Here is a 21,694-nt window from a genome sequence, read left to right as displayed (position 1 = left end):
AGAGTTGTGGACTTTCCACATATCCAATAGGCATTAGTGCCTAATTACTCATTCATTATACAATTACAATGATAAATAAAATCATTAATTTTTCCGTAACCAACAAACTCATTACAGGAGTTTTGTTGGCAATATTTGTGATGTTTGGCATTTATTCATTCACACAATTAAGCGTAGATGCGTTACCCGATGTTACCAATAATCAAGTGCAGGTAATCACAAATGCACCCAATCTCGCCACACAAGAAGTCGAGCAGTTCATAACATATCCGTTAGAAACTGAGTTTAAATCATTATCCGATATGGTCGAATTGCGAAGTACAAGCCGTTCGGGTTTGTCTGTAATTACGATTGTCTTTAAAGATAATGTTGCGGTCAACATTGCTCGTCAGCGAGTAGATGAAAAAATAAAAACCGCTACAGATAATATCCCAAAGCAATACGGAACACCTGAATTATTGCCGCCAACAACAGGACTGGGCGAAATATTTCAATATGTTTTAGTGCCACAAAAAGGATATGAAGAAAAATATGACCTATCCGAATTAAGAACCATTCAAGATTGGATTGTGCGCCGTCAATTGTTGGGAACAGTTGGCGTAGTCGATGTAAGTAGTTTTGGTGGCAAATTAAAACAATACGAAGTTTCGGTAAAACCCGAACGCCTTTCTGCTAATAATTTAACACTGATTGAAGTTTTTGATGCCTTGCAAAACAACAACGAAAATACTGGTGGTAGTTACATCGACAAAGGTCCAAATGTATATTTTATTCGAGGAGAAGGATTAATCCAAAACCTAGATGACATCAATAATATTGTAGTGAAAAACAATTCAGGTGTTCCCATTTTAATAAAAGATATTGCCGAAGTAAAATTTGGTTTTGCACCTCGTTACGGAGCAATGACAAGAAACGGAAAAGGAGAAACTGTTGGTGGAATAGTTTTAATGCAAAAAGGAGAAAACGCAGTACGAGTAATTGAACGAGTAAAAGAAAGAATGAAATCCATCGAAAAATCATTGCCACAAGGAGTAAAATTAGATGTATTTATCGATAGAACTAAACTCATTGAGAAAACTGTCAGCACAGTTTCAACCAATTTATTAGAGGGTGCATTAATCGTTATTTTAGTTTTAGTCTTGTTTTTAGGAAGTTTAAGAGCTGGTTTAATTGTAGCTTCAGTAATCCCTTTGGCAATGTTATTTGCAATAATCATTATGAATATGTTTGGGTTAAGTGCAAACCTGATGAGTATGGGAGCATTAGACTTTGGGCTTATCGTCGATGGAGCTGTGATTGTAGTAGAAGCCACATTACATATTTTCTCGAAGCATTATAAAAACAATCATCTTACCCAAAATCAATTGGACAAAGAGGTTATCAAAAGTTCATCAAAAATTATGAGTAGTGCCATTTTCGGTCAAATCATTATCTTAATTGTGTACATTCCTTTATTTGTTTTAAGAGGTATAGAAGGTAAAATGTTTATGCCAATGGCACAAACAGTAAGTTTTGCCATTGTTGGAGCATTAATCCTTTCACTTACTTATGTGCCTTGGGCAAGTAGTCTTTTTTTAAGTAAAAAAATCAGTGACAAACCCAATTTTACCGATAGGTTTATCAATAAATTAAACAATTGGTATCAACCTTATTTGGTTAAAGCTTTAGAACGAAAATTTGCGGTTATCGGTGTTGCAATATTCTTATTCATAACCTCATTATTTATTTTCAATTCATTGGGTGGCGAATTTATTCCCGAATTAGACGAAGGCGACTTCGCAATCGAAGCCACTTTAAGACAAGGTACTTCACTCCCTCAAACGGTAGAAACATTTACACTAGTTGAAAAAATATTAAAACAATTTCCAGAAGTAATAGAAGTGGTAAGTAAAATTGGTAGTAGTGAAATTCCAACCGACCCAATGCCAATAAACAATGGAGACATTATTGTAGTTTTAAAAGATAGAAAAGAATGGACATCTGCTAACAATAACGAAGAATTAGCAGAAAAAATGAATGAAAAATTAAGTGTAATCCCAGGTTGCAATTTATCATTTGAACAACCCATTCAAATGCGTTTCAGTGAATTAATTGCAGGTGTAAAATCGGATATTGCCATAAAAATATTTGGTGATGATTTAGATAAGTTGTTTTCAGAAGCTAATAAAGCAGTTCCAATGTTAAAAAAAATTAAAGGATTAACCGATATTAAAGTAGAACAAGTTTCGGGAATGCCACAATTGGTCGTAAAATATAATCGTAATAAAATTGCACAATATGGTTTGAATATTGCCGATGTAAACCGAATTTTAAACACCGCTTATGCAGGTGGTACAACAGGCGTTGTATATGAGGGAGAACGAAAATTTGATTTAGTCGTTCGTATTCCTAAAAGTGAAAATACTGATATTGACGCTTTAAAATCATTATTAATTCCAACACCAAAAGGCAATCAGATTCCATTAAACGAAGTTGCTGAAATCACTTTCAAAACCGCACCATCACAAATAAGTCGTGAAGATGCACAACGCAGAATAGTAATTGAAGCAAATGTTCGAGGTCGTGATGTAGAAAGTGTAGTTTTAGAAATTCAACAAAAATTGGATGCCAAACTAAAATTACCCGAAGGCTATTTTATTAATTATGGCGGTCAATTTCAAAACTTGCAGGAAGCAAAAGGAAGATTGCAATTGGCTGTTCCTGTTGCACTTTTACTGATTTTCTTTTTACTCTTCCTGTCGTTCCGTTCGCTCAAAGAAGCCACCATTATTTTTTCAGCAATTCCTTTAGCATCCATTGGCGGAATTATTGCTTTATGGGTTCGTGGAATGAACTTTAGTATTTCGGCAGGAGTTGGTTTTATTGCTTTATTTGGAGTAGCGGTTTTAAACGGAATTGTTTTAATCAGTTACTACAATCAATTAAAAGACGAGGGCGAAGACAATCTTTTACAACGCATTTACAAAGGCAGTAGCGCAAGATTACGACCTATTTTGGCAACGGCAACTGTTGCTTCATTAGGATTTTTACCAATGGCATTAAGTACAAGCGCAGGTGCAGAAGTGCAAAAACCATTGGCGACTGTCGTTATTGGTGGTTTGCTTACTTCTACACTATTAACATTATTTGTTTTACCAGTTTTATATTATTTAGTAATGACACCAAAAAACATAAAAGTAAATCCAAAAATCGCAACAATTGTGGTGCTGTTTTTTAGTTGTTTTTCTTTCAATGCCAATGCACAATCGCAAGATTTAACTTTGCAAAACGCTTTGGATTTAGCAACCAAAAATTATCCAACAATCCAACAAGCAACATTGCAAACAGAACAACAACAGACACTAACTAAAACAGCAACAGTACTTGACCCTTTCAATATCAACAGTAATTTAGGGCAAATCAACAGCAAATTATTTGATTATAATATTGGCGTGGCACAAGGTTTTAAACTGTCCAATAAAGCCGAAAGAAACCTATTAAATCAAAATGTAGCAGTTGCGAAATCTTTTGAAGGCGTTACAAAAAACGAGTTGATAAAAAATGTTTCCAATGCTTATTTCTTTTGGCTTTACAATGTGCAACATTATAATTTATTGCTCGAAACGGATAACATTTTTGCCGATTATGAAAAGTATGCAGACAAGAAATTTCAAGTCGGAGAAACTAGTAAATTGGAAAAAGTAAACGCCTCTCTGCAACGCAAAGAGTTAAAAATGCAATTGGCTGAAGCCAATTCGCAGGTAGCTTTTTATGTAGCCGAATTACAAAAATGGACACGAAGCAACACAGCATATCAAGCACCAAAAAAATATGAAGCGTTACCCGAAATTAATGTAAGCGATAGCACATTAGTAAAAGACCATCCTGTTTTGCAGTTTTTGCAACAGCAAATTATCGCTAAAGAATTAGCCATAAAATCCGAAAAAGCAAAAGCAAATCCATCTTTCAATTTAGGTGTAAACGCACAAAGTTTAGACAAGGAAAATCCATTTTATTATGGTAGTGTTGGCATCAACATTCCATTATTCAGAAACGGAATAAAAGCAAAAACACAAGTCGCAAGGTTAGAAACCGAAATTGCTAAAAAGGAATTAGATAAATCACAACAAGAATTGTCAACCTTATTTTTACAACAATTTCAACTGCAAAAGCAATATTCGGAGCAGCTCAATTTTTACAAAACAGAGGGTTTGCCAATGGCGGAAACAATTGTGAATTCTGCACAACGCTTGTATAAATCGGGTGATATTGGTTATATTGAATATACTCAAAACCTAAAAGATGCCAACAAAATAAAAACCGATTATTTGATTGCAATGAACAATTACAATCAAACCATAATCAACATTCAATATTTATTAAACAAATAAAATACTAACGATGAAAAATAATATAGCACTCATAATCCTTTTGTTTTTGGGCGTAGTTTCGTGCAAGAATAATGATAAAGAAGCAACAATGAATGAAGCTTCAAAGGAAATACCGACCGAAAAGCCAACAACAGCAGTTGTAACCTTCACTGATGCACAGATAAAAGCCATCGATTTACAGTTAGGTAATTTTGAAAACAAAAATCTAACAACAACTTTAAAAATCAACGGAAAACTATCCTTACCACCACAATACCAAGCACAAGTAAGTATCTTGACTGGTGGAGTTGTAAAAAATATTTTCGTTCAAGAGGGCGAATTTGTAAGCAAAGGAAAAACTTTGGCAACAATCGCTAATACTGATGTTATACAACTGCAACAAGATTATTTAGAGAATAACGCCAATCTTTCGTATTTAGAAAAAGAATACGTACGTCAAAAGGAGTTGCGTGATGATAATATAAACGCAGGGAAAATCTACCAACAATCACAAAGAGAATTGCAAATTGCACAAGCCAAAAAAGAAACTTTAAAATCTAAATTAGCCCAATTAGGAATTAATGCCAATAATTTATCATCCAAAAATATTGCTTCAAGTATTGCAATTTCAGCACCGATTAGCGGTTATATTCAACATATCAATTTGAGTATGGGTAAATTTGCCGATGCGAATGCAATACTATTTGAAATTATCGATAACCGTTTTTTACATTTAGATTTAAAGGTTTTTGAAAAAGACATCCACAAAATTAAAATCGGACAACAAATAGAGTTTAGCGATGCCAACGATGTTTCTCATTCGCATCCTGCAACAATTTACGCTGTCAACAAAGCCTTTGAACCCAACGAACAAGCGGTATTGGTTCACGCCAAAATAAATGAAACAACCGAAACACTTTTACCCGGAATGTATGTAGAAGCAAGAGTGAAAATTGACAATTCCAATACAACAGCATTACCAACCGAAGCAATAGTAAATAATGGCAACGACCATTTTATATTTATTGCTACTGGCAAAAACACTTTCCAACAAATAAAAGTAACTATTGGTTCAACTGATTTGGGTTACACCGAAGTAAAAGCAATCGATGAGATTCCTGCAAATGCCAAGGTAGTAATTAAAGGAGCTTATTATTTACTATCAGAGTTAACCAAAGGAAGCGAAGAAGAATAATTAAAAACTAACAATAACAAAAAATAACTAATAATATATTAAAGATGAAAACATCAATAAAGTTTGCTTTAATACTTGGCTTTCTTGGTTTTACTACCTCTTTTGGAGCTCATATTGTAGCAGTTAATCTCCCTTTTTATGCAGAGAAAGTTGGTATAGGTTTAACTATGATAGGCTTGCTAATAGCCATTTATGATTTTGCAGAAATAATTGCAAAGCCTATATTCGGTGGATTGGCTGATAAAAAAGGAATGAAAAAAGCCTTATACCTTGGTATAATTATTTTTACACTTGCTTCGTTATTATATCCTTTTGTACCACCAAAATTATTAATAGTAGTAAGGTTTCTTCAGGGGTTAGGCGGTGCTTCGATTTCTGCTGTTTCACTAGCTATGGTGGGCATATTATATAAAGACAATAAAGGAAAAGCTTTTGGTATTTATAGTGCAATAAAAGGATTTGGTTATGTTGTAAGCCCAATCATTGGTGGAGCTATTGTTTTGAAAAGCAGTTTTACAGGCATATTTTATGCTTGTGCTGTTATAGGCATTATTGCATTGTTGCTTGCTTTTGCTTTACCCGCCGATAAACAAAAAAGCAGTGCTGCTTTCGACGATGATGATGACTTTTCATTTAAAAACCTTTGGATAGTTTTAAAAAATAAGACCTTAATGCCTTGGTTCTTAATTATAGTAATAAACATGTTTTTTGTTGGTATATTATTTGGTTTTTTACCTGTACGAATCCATGAATTGGGATATAACTCTTTTAATACAGGTTTAATATTATCCATAACAGCTATTTCCTATTTATTAGTACAGCCGATTGCAGGTTGGTTCGCCGATAAATTTAATGCTGTTATTATCCTACGCTGTGCCATGTTATTATCCTGCATTTCCACCGCATCGATACCATTTGTCAGCGGAATATTTTTAATCATAGTTTGCATTATTGCAGGTATCGGTATCGGTATTGTCTGGACAAATTCTGATGCTATGGTGAGTAATTTATCTGATGAAAAACAAATGGGAGCAACAATGGGTGTGGCAGGCTCATTTAAAGAATTTGGCGACATGATAGGTCCTTTGTTGATAGGTGTTATTTCGCAAGCAATAGGTTTAAAATGGGGCTTTGTAATTTGTGCCGCATTAGGATTTTTAGCATTACTAGTTACAATCATTGTTAGTAAGAATACAAAACCACACGTTAAATGACGCTGTTGCGACAAACACAGCACAAAAAATAATCATAACAAAAATGAAACACCAACACAAATACGATGCAAACGGTAAACAGCTTTGTTGCACGTTAGAAGAAAAAATTCATCATAAAACAGATAAAAAAACAGGTTGTTGTACAACACACAATGACCATGAACATTCAGATGATGACGGACACGACCATTCAGATACTGACCAAACTACATTGCAAATGTTTACACCTGCAATCATAAGTTTTACATTATTACTTATTGCAATTGTTTTCGATAACTATTTTCCTCAAACTTGGTTTACAGGCTGGGTGCGAATAGTGTGGTACATTGTCGCTTATATTCCTGTTGGATTTCCAGTTCTTAAAGAAGCATTTGAAAGCATTCGCAAAGGCGAAATATTTTCAGAATTTTTATTGATGTGCATTGCAACCATTGGAGCATTTTCAATCGGACAATTCCCCGAAGGTGTTGCCGTAATGCTGTTTTATGCTATTGGCGAAATATTCCAAACATTAGCAGTTCAAAGAGCAAAATCTAATATCAAATTATTATTAGACCAACGACCAGACGAAGCAACGGTTTTAAATGTCGGAAATGCAACCATCAAAAAAGCATCGGAAATTACCGTTGGTGAAATCATCCAACTCAAATCGGGAGAAAAACTGGCTTTAGACGGAAAACTGCTAACCGATTACGCTACATTCAATACAGCGGCACTAACTGGAGAAAGCAAGCCCGATACAAAAGCAAAAGGCGAAACCGTTTTAGCAGGAATGATAAACCTGAACACCATTGCACAAGTTGAAGTTACAACGGCTTACACCGATAGTAAACTGTCTAAAATACTCGAAATGGTGCAGGAAGCCACAGCCAAAAAAGCACCAACCGAATTATTTATCCGAAAGTTTGCTAAAATCTATACGCCTATTGTAGTGTTTTTAGCAATTGCAATTTGTGTGTTACCTATGCTTTCTGTTGATAATTATGTATTCAGAGATTGGTTATACAGAGCTTTGGTGTTCTTGGTTATTTCTTGTCCTTGCGCTTTAGTAATCTCAATTCCTTTAGGTTATTTTGGTGGAATTGGAGCAGCAAGTAAAAACGGAATTCTTTTCAAAGGTTCAAGTTTTCTTGATATAATGGCATCTATTCAAGTGGTTGTTATGGACAAAACAGGAACACTAACCAAAGGTGTTTTCAAAGTTCAAAAAGTAGTTGCTGTTGATGTTTCGGAAGCGGATTTAGTCAAATGGGTTGCAGCACTCGAAACCAAATCAACACATCCAGTCGGAACAGCTATCATTGAACACGCAAAAGGAACTGAAAAAGGCGCATCTGTAACCGATGTAGAAGAAATTGCAGGACACGGACTAAAAGGAAAAGTGGATGGAACCGAAATCTTAGCAGGAAACATAAAATTAATGGAAAAATTCAACATTAATTACGATGTCGAAATCGAAAACACTCCATTTACAATTATCGTCATTGCAATTAATCAAAAGTATGCAGGATATTTTCTAATTGCTGACGAAATCAAAGAAGATGCAAAACAAGCCATAGAAAGTTTACACAAAATAAACATCAAAACCGTAATGCTTTCGGGAGATAAACAAGCTGTTGTAAATGCCGTTGCAAAAGAGCTAAATATCGATTTAGCACACGGCGATTTATTACCCGAACATAAAGTTGAAAAAGTAGAGGAATTAAAATTGCAAAATCTGAAAATTGCCTTTGTTGGCGATGGTGTAAATGATGCTCCAGTAGTTGCTCTTGCTGATGCAGGAATTGCAATGGGTGGTTTAGGTAGTGATGCCACTATAGAAACTGCCGACATCGTAATTCAAAATGACCAACCGTATAAAATCTTTACTGCTATAAATATTGGTAAACAAACCAAGAAAATTGTTTGGCAAAATATCGGTTTAGCATTTACAGTAAAAGCAATCGTTTTGATTCTTGGCGCAGGTGGTTTAGCAACTATGTGGGAAGCAGTTTTTGCTGATGTAGGAGTAGCGTTATTGGCTATACTAAATGCGGTCAGAATACAAAGAATGAAGTTTTAGCTTAAACTATAATTAAAGACAGAAAACAGTTTTGAGAATTGCGGAATAAATCAAGAATTGATTTTAGTATCAAAACCATTGCAATGGCATTGCAATTAATATTTGAAAACATTGCAATACTATTGCAATATCTCTTAATTCCTTGTAGATTTGCAGAGTAATGAAATTTTTAACATTCATATTAGCAACAATAATTTTATTCTTGACTGTAAAGCCTGGAGTAGATATTTTATCATTGCAATCAAAGATTAGCAATAATTGTTGTGTTGATGGATGTTCATCATTAAATATTATTAAAAAATCTCACGATAAACAAAAAAAGTCGAAAGAACAGAAAAGTAAAACTTGTAATCCATTCCAAAATTGTAGCACTTGCATTTTAAGTATTTTACCAAGTACAATTACTATTCAAGCTTCAAAACATACAATTACAACTTTACAAAATTTTAATTACCAAACTACTTTCAACCCTCAGTTCAAACCTGATTTTTGGCAACCTCCCAAAATTGTTTAACAATATAAAATACTTCTTATTACCCTGATAAATTCAGAGTAACTATTTATTGTTAACAATTTAAAATCAAAAAAATGAAATTTATAAAATCATTAGTTTTGGCATTCATCATATTGATTGTCACAACAAGCATTGTGTCTGCTCAAGAAAAAACACAAAATACCGATAATACAAAAACTATCACTGTTAAAGTTAAGGGGATTAACTGTTCGATGGACTTGAAAATGATTTCTGCCAATGTAGAAAAATTGAAAGGTGTTAGCAGTTGCAAATCAGGCAAAATGGGAACAACTTCTTCATTTGTAGTAACATTTAATCCACTATTAGTAACTGAAAAAGAAATTAACAAGGCTATTGAAAATACCGGTAGTTGTGAAAATCCAGAAGAGAAATCATATAAAGTAAAACAGTAAACAAATAATATAGCAGGGTTTGTTCTTTCGGATAAACCTTGCCTTATTTTAAAAAAAATCACAATGAAAAAATATATCTTCATTGTTGTTTTACTGTTCCCCTATGGTGTATTCTCACAAACCATTTTAGGAAAAGTAACCAACGACAAAAAAGAACCTCTTATTGGTGCAAATGTGTATTGGCTTGACACAACCGTAGGAGCATATACTGGTCAAAAGGGAGAATTTGAGATAACAACCCAAGACATCGGCAATAAAAAATTAATTGCTGATTTTGAAGGACACATATCGGATACGATTGAAATCTCAAATCAAACCTTTGTTGTGTTTAAATTAAAAGTAGCAAAAACCCTTGATGAAGTAGTAGTCAAAAAACAGCGAGACGGAGTAATTATTTCTAACATTACACCAATCAAAACAGAAATTATTACTCAAACGGAATTGCAAAAAGCTGCCTGTTGTGATTTGGCTGGTTGTTTTGAAACGCAAACAACTGTACAACCACAAACGACTAATGTAATTACCAACTCAAAAGAGCTTCGTATTCTGGGATTATCAGGTATTTACAATCAGGTTTTAATTGACGGCTTCCCAATGATACAAGGATTATCATACACATACGGGATTAGCGGAATTCCTGGCACATTGGTTGACAATATCTATGTGTCAAAAGGGGCTAATAGCGTTTTGCAAGGATATGAAAGTATTAGCGGACAAATTAATGTTGAAACCAAAGACCCTGATAAAACTGATAAATTATTGCTTAATGTGTATATGAATAATTTTGAGGAAAAACATTTTAACGCCAACTATGCTTTTAAAAAAGCCAAATGGAGTAATCTTACAGCATTCCATACAGTACAACCTGCAAATAAAATTGACAGGGACAAGGATAACTTTCTTGATTTACCACAATTGACCCGCTATATGATTTCAAATAAATGGAAATACGGAAACGACAAAGATTGGGGTTGGAGCAGTAGAATTGGTTTGCGCTTTTTGAATGAAAAACGTATTGGTGGACAAACATTTTACAATCCAGATAGCGATCAGGGTAGCTCTTCTGTTTACGTGCAAACGATTAATACTAATCAGCCCGAAATTTGGACAAAAACTACTTATCGCTTTAATGACAATCATAAAATAACTTTGTTCGTTTCTTCATTTCACCAAGACCAAAAATCTTTTTTCGGAACGGTAAAATATAACGCACAGCAAACAAATTTTTATAGTAATCTGCAATATGAATTGGTTTATTCACAAAAACATTCATTAAAAACGGGTATTAGTTATCGTCTATTAAATCTTAATGAAGACATTGCTTTTACTGACACATCCTTGCAAAGAACTTACGCAGGGAATTACAAAAAAGCAGAGAATATTCCGGGTGTATTTGCTGAAAATTCGATGAGTTTTTTAAATAACAAATTAACTTGGATAGCTGGTATCCGAGGCGACCAACATAACCAATTTGGTTTTACTCTTACTCCAAGAACCTTATTAAAATATGATGTTAGCCCGAAAACTGTTTTTCGTGCCAGTATCGGAACAGGTTGGAGAACAGTTAATTTATTTAGTGAGAATATAGGTTTATTAGTTAGTTCCAGAGATATTATTTTTTCAGAACAATTAAGACCTGAAAGAGCAACAAATTTTGGAATTAACGTAACTCAAAAATTTGAAAGCAATAATCTTTCGGGTTATATTAGTGCAGATTATTATCGGACTAATTTTAAAAATCAAATTTTTCCTGACTATGACACCAACCCAACAAAGGCAATCATTAAAAACTTTACTGGAACAAGCATAAGTAATGGTTTTCAAACAGAACTTTATTTAAAAATTTGGAAACGCTTTGAATTTAAAGTTGGTTACAACTTTTTAGATGTTTACAGAGAAATAAACGGTACTAAACAATACTTGCCATTTAATCCTGCACATAAAGTTTTGACAACATATAGTTATAAACCTTTAACAAATAAATTCCATTTTGATGTAAATATCCACTGGTATGGTGAACAACGCTTACCTGATACAAAATCAAATCCCGCAGAATTTCAACGCCCTGATTTTTCACAACCTTATACTTTAGTAAATGCGCAATTTACTTATATTTTTAAGAAGGTTGAAGTTTATACAGGATGTGAAAATGTATTTGACTTCAGACAGAAGCAACCTATTATCAGTTGGCAAGACCCATTTAGTCAATACTTTGACACTTCGTCTGTTTGGGGTCCGACAAGAGGAAGAGAAATATATGTTGGCATTCGATTTAGAGTATTAAATTAAATGATGTTATAATCCCCCAATTTTAAAAGGATTGGGGGATTATTTAAGAAAAATTGAATTAAAAGTGTTACCTCTTTTCTTGAAATATTAAATGCAACAGGTTAGTATTTTTAATGTAAAGGCTTTTATAACAATTTAAGTAACTAAATTCTACTTTGATAAGTTGAAATTGGCAATATAGAATAGGGAGTTTCGCTTGCCAAGTTAGTGAGCAAACTCACAACTGATAAAACCCAGATTGTCCGTGTAATATATTTCATTTTGAAATTGTCAAGCCAAACCACATAGCAAGCAGTCCCCCGAAAATACTTGAACCGATGTAAAAAATTGCTGTTAAGTAATTATTTGTGTGTAATAATGAAATGTTTTCGGAAGCAAAAGTTGAAAAGGTTGTATAGCCCCCGCAAAATCCTGTAATGAGTAAAAGTTTTAAACTATTGTTTGATTGAATATTTTGACCTAGAATACCAACTAAAATTCCGATTAAAAAACAGCCAAAAATATTTGCAGCAAATGTCGCTAAAGGAAATGCGTTCGAATAATATTTAGCTGTCAATAAAGAAGTCAGGTAGCGAAAAATGCTTCCAAGTCCGCCACCAAGTCCAACGAGTATAATCTGTTTTATCATTCCTATTTGTCTGTCTTTAAGAGTTGAAGAAAAAACTCAAAAACCGTGTTGAGATAACAACACGAGATAAGAGTAAACATAACTATTTTGAAAAATAACTTCATTAAGACAAAGATATTAATTTACTATATAGATAGTTCTTAAGCATGGGAGAAAAAATTACGGGTGCAAGTCATGGAGTGTGCGAGGTATTGCATCAATAACTGTGACAGTAATTTTTTTTAGGAGCGTTGGGAAGGAGGCGCAACTGAAATCTAAAACGAATCCCTATTCCAAGTCGCCTAATGCCCGCTAAAGAAAATCCATAGTGGAAATATAAAAACTGCCATCATGGGTTAGTTATGTAGTTAAATATTTTCATAAAGATGCAATTAAAATCTTAGATATCGTGTTGCATTTACTCGAATTCCAAATCTGAATTCGTCGAATTGATTTTGTGATGTAGTGATTATGGTTTGTGAACCATTTAATTTATGATGTGCATATTCAATATGGAAATTGATTAACTTGTTTGTGTATGACAAATTATAATTGAGACCTAATTTTATGGCTTCTTCTGTTGCATTCTCTATTTGATTATTTAGTGCAACTAAATCATATCGTATAAATGGAACTAAATCTCCCAATTTATTGCTATCAAAAACTTGAAATTGTATTTGCCCGTAACCGCCTGTAACATTTAAATTTTGGTTGGAATAATTAGAATATATTGCTTCATATTCTACTGTATAATAATGACTTCCGATTTTGTTAGTATAATCTACATTGTTTTCAAATGTGAGTTTGTTTCCTGTTGCCAATGTATTCCCGAGATTTTCATTGTTTATTGCCGAAAGTAGCGTAAAACTTTTATTTTTAATGTTGCGTGTATGGTCGATTGCTAAACCTATATTTAGTTTTTCAGCACTTTTATCGTTTGAATTAATTAGTGATTGTGTTATTTTGACAGTTAGCGAATTCCAAAATTGAAAACTTGGATGGTCTTGATTAAGCGAGCCTCTATTGTCTTGCATTGATGCTTGTAAGAATGTTTTTTTTGACACTTGTGATTGAATTTGTAAGCCCCATTGTGTGCCGAAACTATTTGTACTGCCGTGCTGTTCGAGTATTAAACTTCGGTTTATTGTTGGCAAATTACCCGACGACAAATTATCTTCTCGTGAAAGTATGCTTGTGTTTTCCCCAAATAATATTCTGAATTTATTTGGATCATTTGCGTTTTGAAAAGTAACAAATAAATTTTCCCAAATTTTGAAGCGTTTGCTGTCTTGAAAAAAATTATTGTCCGTAAAATCAACTTCATAGAATAGTGTTGAACGGTACTTATTTCCATTTATTTTGAATGGGTAACTAGGTAACTGAAATTCCATTCCTTGTCGAGCTCTTCGCCACGCAGGAAGTTGATTTGGCGAAAATAATCTTTCGGCAAACGCCCAAGTTGTCCATTGAAAATCATTTTTTTTATACTGTAAACCTGCATAAGGATTATAAATAAAATGTTTGATGCTGTCATTCTGTGCAATTGAATTAATAAAACATAAGAGCAATAGTGATAGATATAAATGTTTCATTAGGTTTTTTTGGTATTAATATGAAATTTATATCGAATAAAACTTGCAACTATTAAAAGTATCAGACAAAGTTCCGAAACTAATTTCTCGGCATCGAAAACATCAATAGGGCGGTCTTTTAATTGCGGGTCCATTACTATTCCGTGAATTACAAATAACATTGCAGTACCATAAGAAATGAGGTGTATGTTTTTCCAAGTGCGAAAACTCATTTTATCTCTTACTTTTTTTTGTGTTGTTATGATAACCGTAAATATTGCAAACATGGAAAGAGTTCCAAGCGCAACAAATATTTTTTGTGTTGGCGCATTTATTGGAAAAATGATGTCAATAAATTTGAATTTTGCTGAAACATCAAATAGTAATAATGTTGGATGCAATACGACTAAAAATAAAGCGAAATATGCTGTCCAATTATGAAAATTGAACAGATTAATATTTTTAATTTTTTTGGGTAGCGTTTTCCAATAGGTTTGTCGTTTATAGTTTGTACTTAACAACATTCCTAAAATAAAATTAAAAGTTAACACCATGGTAGCGACTAGTCCTGTTAACGAAGAAAGGTCTAAAAATGATATGTTAAGCATTTTAGTATAATTTGATAATTAATAACACAGAAAGTTTTGTTTGAAGAACGTAATCCCTTTTCGGAGGTTGAGAGAATTTATTTTGGTAATTATTTAATGAATTTTTCATAGATAAATTTATTTTAAATTTAGTAGTAACCCCAACCCAATTTCTTTACCATTATAAAATGGAACTATCATTGATACTGTTTTTGCATCTTCAGTTGAATTGAATATTTTTGCTTTCATATAAGGATTTAGCCAATACGCAATTTTTGTGCTTAGTATTCCTATACCCGCACCTGCCGCAACATCAGTAAGCCAATGTTTATTATTTATTATTCTAAAAATACCCGTTGCTGTTGCGACCGCATAACCTGAAATTCCGTACCAAATAGATTTATCTTTGTATTCTTGCCAAAGGAATTCCGCACCAGCAAAAGCGGTCGCAGTATGTCCTGATGGAAATGAATATGACGTGCCATCAGGCCTTTCTATATTGGTTATGCGCTTTAGTGCTGTTACCGAAGTAAAAACCAACAAGAATGATGTTCCCAAAATAACACTTCTGTCTTTCAAATTATTTTTTCCTTGTATTCCGAGATTATTTAATGCGTAAACTGTTGCTGCTGGAGCATACTGCGAGAAATCATCAAAAGTGGTTCTTCCGTCAATATCATTTATAACTTCTTCCCTAATTTCAAGATTTAAATCTTTTAGGTAGTCGATTTTTTCAATACCTATAGCTCCGTAACTAATTAAAACGGTTGGAATAATAAGTTGCTTGTAATTGAACTTTAAATTTTGTTTGATACTATCCTTTTTAACTACTTCTTGTGCGGTTAAAGAAATTGTAATTAAAAGTATAGTAAGTAAAATTATGTTTTGTTTCAATGCTTTCATTTTTTAGTTTAATTAAAATGTCATATTTACTACTGCTAAAGTGTAATTTGAATTTGATGAAAATGAATAATGAAATTTTGGTTTTAAATTTTTTATCATTCCAACATTTGAATTTGTTTTTTCTGTAATTCTTCCCTTTACAATACTTTTCCCAATAATATACCCCATGAAAATTGCTATGGGATAATCTGATGCCCAATGCACTTTACTTTGCAACATTTCAAAACTCATCAAACCCATCAAAACAAATCCTACTGGCTTTATCCATTTAATTTCTTTATAATTTTCAGAAATTATCATAACTGTTGTCATTAGTGTTGTTAGATGACCCGATGGCATAGCATCATAATTAGGAGTGTTTTTTTGGTAAGCGCTGAATGAAGGAAATGGTCTCCAAGCTCCACCAGAGTTTCCATTCTCTTCTGCAATAAATGGACTTTCTCGACCAGTAATTCTTTTGAAAGGTTGAACTAATAGACCTGATGCAATTAAGCCTTCCATTATTTCACTAGATGTGTGAATCGCTCTGTAGTTTTTATTTATTAAACCATAAGTTAACAATCCACCTCCAACCAAAAGTGCTGTAAATCCATTTCCAACTCTATATATTCCTGAATTTATGTTTTTGGGGAACATTTTTATTGGTCCCGAGTAACTATGGTCAGGTTGAAAGCCGATTTGATTACCAAAAGTTCGTGAGTTGTCCGTTATTTTTTGGTCGAAAGGGATGATAGCTAATGTAGTTCCTACTGACGCACCGAACCAAATTAGATTGTTTTTTTGTATAAACATATTTCCCATTATGCCAAAATCATTTGGGATTTTGGTAATGAAATCAAAGAGTTTTGGCTTTTGATATTGATAGGATAAATTGTTATTAATCTTGAACTCTTGAGTATCTAATTTTTCAATTTTTGGGATTAAAATTTTTGAACTATCTTTTTCTTGTGCCAGCCCAATTTCTGTAAATGAGATAAAAAGTAATAATAGTACACACTTTAATGCGATTGAATTGCGTGCTAATTTTGAGATTTGTCTCATAATACATTTCTTTTAATTATTTCAACAACTTATGAGTAAAAAGATAATCTGCTGTTTGATACCACGAAATGGTTTCGTTTAGGAAATTTTCATCCATTGGTATCAACTTCAAACTATTATCTGCTTTATTCCACTTGTAAAAGTTTTGTCTTTTTTGGTCTGATAAAATCATCACTTTATCATTTTTCATTAAAACCAATTTTCGGTATGTGCCCACCAATGCACGCTCTTCAAAACTTGATGCTAAAATGTTTTTACCAAAGAAATTGCTTTCATAATTCCAATGAAGTAGCGAAAAGAATGTCGGAAAAACATCAATTTGAGAACACTGCTTTTTGATTTTTTGATTTTCATATTCTGACAGATTGACAATGAACGCAGGAATATGATAATTAGCAACATCTATTTCATCTTTACCTGCACTACTAGCACAGTGGTCAGCTATAATTATGAAGACCGTATTTTTGAACCACGGCTTGTTTCTAACTTTCTCAAACATTTCCCTAATGGCATAATCGGTGTATTTTACTGCTCCCTCACGACCTGTTCCTGACGGTATGTCTATTTTATTGTCAGGATAAGTATAGGGTCTGTGATTGGATGTAGTCATCACAAAATTTAGAAAAGGTTTACTTGATTTATAATGCTCGTCTGCAACTTTTATCATTTTAGAATAAATATCTTCATCACATATTCCCCAAGCATTTTCAAAAGTGACTTCATCATCATTTATATTATTCCTAAGCGTTTTAATTTTGTCATTCAAAATACTACCACGACCACGATCATAAATCGTAAAACCATTTCCACCAAAATATGCGTTCATATTATCAAAATATCCATCGCCACCATAAAAGAAATTCGCATTATATCCTTTCGATTTAAAAACATTTGAAATAGTGTATAAGTTTTGATTTTCAGGTCTTTTCACAATACTTTGTCCCGGTGTTGGCGGAATACATAAAGTCATTGCTTCCATACCACGAACCGTTCTTGTACCCGTTGCATATAAATTATCAAAAAAGATACTTTTTTGAGCCAGACTATCTAAAAATGGTGTTACATTTTGCTTATTGCCAAACTCTTTCATAAAACTTGCACTTAAACTTTCAACAAGAATAAAAACTACATTTTTCTTTATTGGTTGTTGATTTGTTGTATCTGAAATTGTTCGATGAATTGAGAGCGCATTGGATTGATAATTGCTGTTTTTATCATTTAATTTATTTCTAACTATACTAAAAGCTTCTTTGTTTTTTACGGAAGTGTAAAATTCATCGTAAACCATTTGATTGTTTCTGAAGGCAGCAAAAAAGGAATAAATCCCCGATTTCGAGATTTCTGAATTATAACGGTTGGATGACCATTCCGCCTGATAGTTTTTGATAAAAGCAATATAGATGAATGAAACTGTGATAGCAGAACCAAATAATACTATCCGACTTTTCCAAGTTGCCGTATTTGAAAATGTATTTGTAAAGGCAAGTCGTTTATGAAACAGCCATAGCACTAACGCTGTAATAATTAAGACACCGCCGATTAATAAAGGAAGCGGATATGATTCTTGAATATTGGCGATAACTTCATGGGTATAAATTAGGTAATCAACTGCAATAAAATTGAATCTTGTCTTGAATTCATCCCAAAATGTCAACTCGGCAAAAAAAGTAAATATCAAAATGAAAACAGTGAGTGAAGTAAAAAACCAAACCAATACTTTATCTACCCACGAACCAATCCAGCGATTCGGCATTAAAGAATAATATAGAATGGCAGTAAGACTTATAAAAGCAATGGTTCCTATATCGAAAAATAGCCCAGTAATTAATGTCCTGAATACATTAATAATATTCCACGAAACTTCGTCATACTCCCAAACTAAAAAAGCTATTCGTAAGATTTGTGAAGTGATAAGAAACCAAATTACGAAGTTATAAAGCAGGGCAAATCTTCCCTGCATAGATTTTTTTGCAAACATATTTTAATTTTAAATAGTTATTAATTTGAAAAAAATTATAAACTATAATGCAATCAATAAAACTCACTAAATCTTCAATTGAAGTTAGTCAAAGCCGATAAAGGCTATCTCTTATGTTTTATTTTGATTATAGCAGTAGAAAATTTGTTGCACAAGATTATGGCAACAAAGAATCCCTAAATAATTAAAATCAAATTAATAATGAGGCGTAAAGAATATAACGCCTTTGTGGAGGTTGACAGAAATTATTCTGGAAATTGTTTGTAGTTATTTTGGAAATAACTACAGGATAAAGGACAATTCGAGGTTGAAAATCAGATTCAACAACAGCTACTTTACTTTGAGTTGTAGTTTCGGGTATATTTAACTTTAAAGTATTTTGAGAAATATAACAATGACTTTCTTTTTCAAAATTTAGCTTTTCTTCATTATCTGAAAATTCAAAAACCGTGTTGAGATAACAACAGGAGATAAGAGTGAAAATGATTATTTTGAAATATGCCTTCATTAGGGCAAAGATATTAATTTGTTATCCAAATCATCTATTTTTTTATAATTCCTGAAGAAAAAAGCTGTGAAACATTTCTGTAACACGGCTTTTCCAATCAACCCAAATCAAAAACACGTTCAATGCAAAAATTATGGGTAAGGAATTGGATAAGGCAGTTGACAATTATATTTATAATAAAACATTCCAGTTTAATCATTGCAATTATCAAGATAAAACATTGCAATACCATTGCAATTATTGTTAGAAAATATTGCAATACTTTTTCAGGACGATACCAATACTATCATTGCTAATTAAATTAACTAAACTTGTTGCAAAACTTGTTGCAAAACTTGTTGCAAAACCATTGCAAAACCTTTGCAAAGAAACAAAGACTGAATTATTAAAAGGTAACACTAATGAGATTTTAAATAAGCAACCAAACTGAAAACGAGAAAAATTTGAAAGCAGAAATAAGAAAGGAAATTATGATACAAGTAAAACCTTTGCTAAATTTATGCACTCACTAAGTAGTATATTCAAATATTGTTGATGATTAAACTTTTCATTTCCATGTACCTTATTTGTACCTCATATCATTGAAGCCCTTTAAAATCAATAACTCTTTATTTCTGTATCGGGAAGTAGAGTAATTATGCATCTTTTCTTTACATCGAGTGTTGCTATTTTTTCTACCATTTTCATTAATGAAATCAAACAAAGATTTGTGTACAGGAATACTTTGACAAACGAGGATTTTGTGCAGATGAATGAGGTAATGATTATTTACAACTAATTTTATTCTGAAACTTCTTCAAGAAATTTACCAGCATTTTTTTCAAATACTAAATCAGCAACTATGTTGGATTCTTCTGGATGAATTAGAGTAACTAACTCATTTTTAACAATACTTTCCCATACAGTATGTTCTTCACTATTTATTTCTGATGGTTCTTCAGTTATCAAATAAAATTTATTATCTTTTAGAGACTTATTATATTTACTTGATAGCATTGAAATTAAAGTAAAATAATGACTTAAATTTTTGTCAAGTGTAGTTTTAGATTTCTCAAATGACATTGACTTTGCACCAATTAAAGAACCATTTAAACCAATACAATCCATTTCAAAAGGAAAATAAATTGAATTTAAGTTACTTGGAGAAAATTTATAATTAGTATGTATTTTATTGTTTACTTTTTCAATTAATTCATTTTGAACAATCGCTTCTATATTTATCTCGTGATGAATTACTATTTCATTTTTAAAAATAGTTTCATTAAAAAATAAATTTATAAGATTGTTAAATTTAAAGTCATCAACCTCATCAAAAAAGATAGTTGGCTTTGAAAATTGTAAAAGTCCGTTAGAATAATTACTTAAATAATTAATGTATGATACATCAGAAATTTTATCATATTTATTAAACAGGTTACGTTCATCGATATCATTATTTATAATATCACATTTGTTAGTTATCTGTTTTATAAAAAAGTCAATATCTACGTTCTTATCATTTAATAATTTTAGTGCAATGTTTTTCTTTTTATCTGATATGTAATATTTAAGTTTACTACCATCAAATAAAAGCATACCAATTGCAACGGTATCTCCTGCCGCTTTATTTGGTGCTAATTGAACTATTGTATAAAACTTTTTCATTGTCCTAATCGATAAACGTATTCTTCAAAAACTTTTTTATTTCTTTCATCGTTGAATAAAAATAACCTTAATTTTTCAATTTCAGTGTTATCTAAATCATAAAAACCACAAATTTGGCCTATAAAAGTATCAAAGTCTTGTTTACACTTTTCGATGCAAATATAGAAATATTCTTTTTCTTTGTTAATAAAGTCCGTGTTAATGTTAATATGTCTCTTTATTAATTTACCTAATTCTGAAACTAATATATGTTCGTTGTCAATTGGTGTGAATAAATCTGGGTCTAAACTTTGGTATTTTAAAGTGCTGAAAATAAATGCGTGATCAATTGGTATAACAGTATATTTATTATTTTCAAGCTTAAAAATAAGATTATAATTAGTGGGTTTTCTGTCGTCATTTTCAACCCAAGTATCAAATAATGCAATATGTAAAAATTCAAAAGGATTGCTGATTTTATTAAAAACGTTTTTTTTATGTGTAATTAATAATTCATTTACATCAATAGGATTTTGAATGTATTCAGATGCAAAACAAATAGTATCATAAAAATATGGTTTGTGATTATTAGATAATTCAGAATTTTCTATTAATTCTCTTGAAAAATTCATCAAAGCAAAATTAGCTCTTTCTATATTCCAATGTTCAAGACAAAATTGTGCAAAACATTCATTTATTAATGAAATTGGGGGAATTTTACCTTTGTCGTTTTTTGCAACGTAAATTTTATTATCGCTATCAATAACCAATAATGGACTATGCCCATCGGTATATATTTCTTCAATTATTGAAAATGCTTTGGTTATTTTAAATATCATT

The 21,694-nt window shown here is 32.0% G+C and carries 14 protein-coding genes; 6 read left to right on the top strand and 8 right to left on the bottom strand.

Annotated features, from left to right (window positions below; genetic code table 11):
• Positions 1-68 precede the first annotated feature (68 nt).
• The 6 genes from FNW07_RS12600 (at position 69) to FNW07_RS12575 (ending at position 12,036) form a co-directional block, all read left to right on the top strand.
• Positions 69-4,370: a CusA/CzcA family heavy metal efflux RND transporter gene (locus FNW07_RS12600; protein WP_126744298.1), complete on the top strand. Its 4,302-nt coding sequence runs from the start codon at positions 69-71 to the stop codon at positions 4,368-4,370.
• A 10-nt stretch (positions 4,371-4,380) separates the two neighbouring features.
• Positions 4,381-5,544, top strand: a complete 1,164-nt coding sequence (locus tag FNW07_RS12595) for an efflux RND transporter periplasmic adaptor subunit (RefSeq protein WP_126744299.1) — start codon at positions 4,381-4,383, stop codon at positions 5,542-5,544.
• Between the two features lie 44 nt (positions 5,545-5,588).
• Positions 5,589-6,758 carry an MFS transporter gene (locus tag FNW07_RS12590; RefSeq protein ID WP_126744300.1) on the top strand — a complete coding sequence of 390 codons (1,170 nt, stop codon included), beginning with the start codon at positions 5,589-5,591 and terminating at the stop codon, positions 6,756-6,758.
• Between the two features lie 43 nt (positions 6,759-6,801).
• Entirely contained in the window at positions 6,802-8,820 is a 2,019-nt protein-coding gene (locus FNW07_RS12585) for a heavy metal translocating P-type ATPase (RefSeq protein ID WP_126744301.1), read from the top strand.
• A 588-nt stretch (positions 8,821-9,408) separates the two neighbouring features.
• Complete coding sequence (locus FNW07_RS12580) at positions 9,409-9,747, top strand: heavy-metal-associated domain-containing protein (RefSeq protein ID WP_126744302.1); 339 nt, start codon at positions 9,409-9,411, stop codon at positions 9,745-9,747.
• Positions 9,748-9,810: 63 nt separating this feature from the next.
• Positions 9,811-12,036: a carboxypeptidase-like regulatory domain-containing protein gene (locus FNW07_RS12575; protein WP_126744303.1), complete on the top strand. Its 2,226-nt coding sequence runs from the start codon at positions 9,811-9,813 to the stop codon at positions 12,034-12,036.
• Between the two features lie 256 nt (positions 12,037-12,292).
• On the opposite strand, the gene crcB is transcribed toward FNW07_RS12575, so the two are convergent.
• The 8 genes from crcB to FNW07_RS12535 all read right to left on the bottom strand — a co-directional run bounded on the left by crcB (position 12,293) and on the right by FNW07_RS12535 (position 21,693).
• Complete coding sequence (gene crcB, locus FNW07_RS12570) at positions 12,293-12,664, bottom strand: fluoride efflux transporter CrcB (RefSeq protein WP_126744304.1); 372 nt, start codon at positions 12,662-12,664, stop codon at positions 12,293-12,295.
• Between the two features lie 371 nt (positions 12,665-13,035).
• Positions 13,036-14,235 carry a hypothetical protein gene (locus tag FNW07_RS12565; protein ID WP_126744305.1) on the bottom strand — a complete coding sequence of 400 codons (1,200 nt, stop codon included), beginning with the start codon at positions 14,233-14,235 and terminating at the stop codon, positions 13,036-13,038.
• Complete coding sequence (locus FNW07_RS12560; protein ID WP_126744306.1) at positions 14,235-14,822, bottom strand: ferric reductase-like transmembrane domain-containing protein; 588 nt, start codon at positions 14,820-14,822, stop codon at positions 14,235-14,237. The genes FNW07_RS12565 and FNW07_RS12560 overlap by 1 nt, the downstream gene beginning before the upstream one ends.
• Positions 14,823-14,939: 117 nt before the next feature.
• A complete protein-coding gene (locus FNW07_RS12555; RefSeq protein ID WP_126744307.1) occupies positions 14,940-15,704 on the bottom strand; it encodes a phosphatase PAP2 family protein in 765 nt (254 codons plus the stop codon).
• 12 nt (positions 15,705-15,716) lie between these two features.
• A complete protein-coding gene (locus FNW07_RS12550; protein WP_126744308.1) occupies positions 15,717-16,745 on the bottom strand; it encodes a phosphatase PAP2 family protein in 1,029 nt (342 codons plus the stop codon).
• A gap of 16 nt (positions 16,746-16,761) precedes the next feature.
• Positions 16,762-18,723, bottom strand: coding sequence for an LTA synthase family protein (locus tag FNW07_RS12545; RefSeq protein WP_126744309.1), 1,962 nt, complete (start codon positions 18,721-18,723; stop codon positions 16,762-16,764).
• A 1,288-nt stretch (positions 18,724-20,011) separates the two neighbouring features.
• Complete coding sequence (locus FNW07_RS12540) at positions 20,012-20,875, bottom strand: hypothetical protein (protein WP_126744310.1); 864 nt, start codon at positions 20,873-20,875, stop codon at positions 20,012-20,014.
• The gene (locus tag FNW07_RS12535) at positions 20,872-21,693 is read right to left on the bottom strand and encodes a HipA family kinase (RefSeq protein WP_126744311.1); all 822 of its coding nucleotides are present in this window, start codon (positions 21,691-21,693) and stop codon (positions 20,872-20,874) included. Before FNW07_RS12535 ends, FNW07_RS12540 begins: the two co-directional genes overlap by 4 nt.
• Position 21,694: the final 1 nt, after the last annotated feature.

It is taken from the genome of Flavobacterium sp. GT3R68 (assembly GCF_007109225.1).
Classification (GTDB): Bacteria; Bacteroidota; Bacteroidia; order Flavobacteriales; family Flavobacteriaceae; genus Flavobacterium.
The sequence above is the reverse complement of the archived record's forward strand: the minus strand, read 5'-3'. Positions and strand labels throughout refer to the sequence as shown.

Excerpts from the sequence above, each read along its gene's own strand:
- FNW07_RS12600 (WP_126744298.1), top strand. The coding sequence starts at position 69 with ATGATAAATAAAATCATTAATTTTTCCGTAACCAACAAACTCATTACA.
- FNW07_RS12595 (WP_126744299.1), top strand. The coding sequence starts at position 4,381 with ATGAAAAATAATATAGCACTCATAATCCTTTTGTTTTTGGGCGTAGTT.
- FNW07_RS12590 (WP_126744300.1), top strand. The coding sequence starts at position 5,589 with ATGAAAACATCAATAAAGTTTGCTTTAATACTTGGCTTTCTTGGTTTT.
- FNW07_RS12585 (WP_126744301.1), top strand. The coding sequence starts at position 6,802 with ATGAAACACCAACACAAATACGATGCAAACGGTAAACAGCTTTGTTGC.
- FNW07_RS12580 (WP_126744302.1), top strand. The coding sequence starts at position 9,409 with ATGAAATTTATAAAATCATTAGTTTTGGCATTCATCATATTGATTGTC.
- FNW07_RS12575 (WP_126744303.1), top strand. The coding sequence starts at position 9,811 with ATGAAAAAATATATCTTCATTGTTGTTTTACTGTTCCCCTATGGTGTA.
- crcB (WP_126744304.1), bottom strand. The coding sequence starts at position 12,664 with ATGATAAAACAGATTATACTCGTTGGACTTGGTGGCGGACTTGGAAGC.
- FNW07_RS12565 (WP_126744305.1), bottom strand. The coding sequence starts at position 14,235 with ATGAAACATTTATATCTATCACTATTGCTCTTATGTTTTATTAATTCA.
- FNW07_RS12560 (WP_126744306.1), bottom strand. The coding sequence starts at position 14,822 with ATGCTTAACATATCATTTTTAGACCTTTCTTCGTTAACAGGACTAGTC.
- FNW07_RS12555 (WP_126744307.1), bottom strand. The coding sequence starts at position 15,704 with ATGAAAGCATTGAAACAAAACATAATTTTACTTACTATACTTTTAATT.
- FNW07_RS12550 (WP_126744308.1), bottom strand. The coding sequence starts at position 16,745 with ATGAGACAAATCTCAAAATTAGCACGCAATTCAATCGCATTAAAGTGT.
- FNW07_RS12545 (WP_126744309.1), bottom strand. The coding sequence starts at position 18,723 with ATGTTTGCAAAAAAATCTATGCAGGGAAGATTTGCCCTGCTTTATAAC.
- FNW07_RS12540 (WP_126744310.1), bottom strand. The coding sequence starts at position 20,875 with ATGAAAAAGTTTTATACAATAGTTCAATTAGCACCAAATAAAGCGGCA.
- FNW07_RS12535 (WP_126744311.1), bottom strand. The coding sequence starts at position 21,693 with ATGATATTTAAAATAACCAAAGCATTTTCAATAATTGAAGAAATATAT.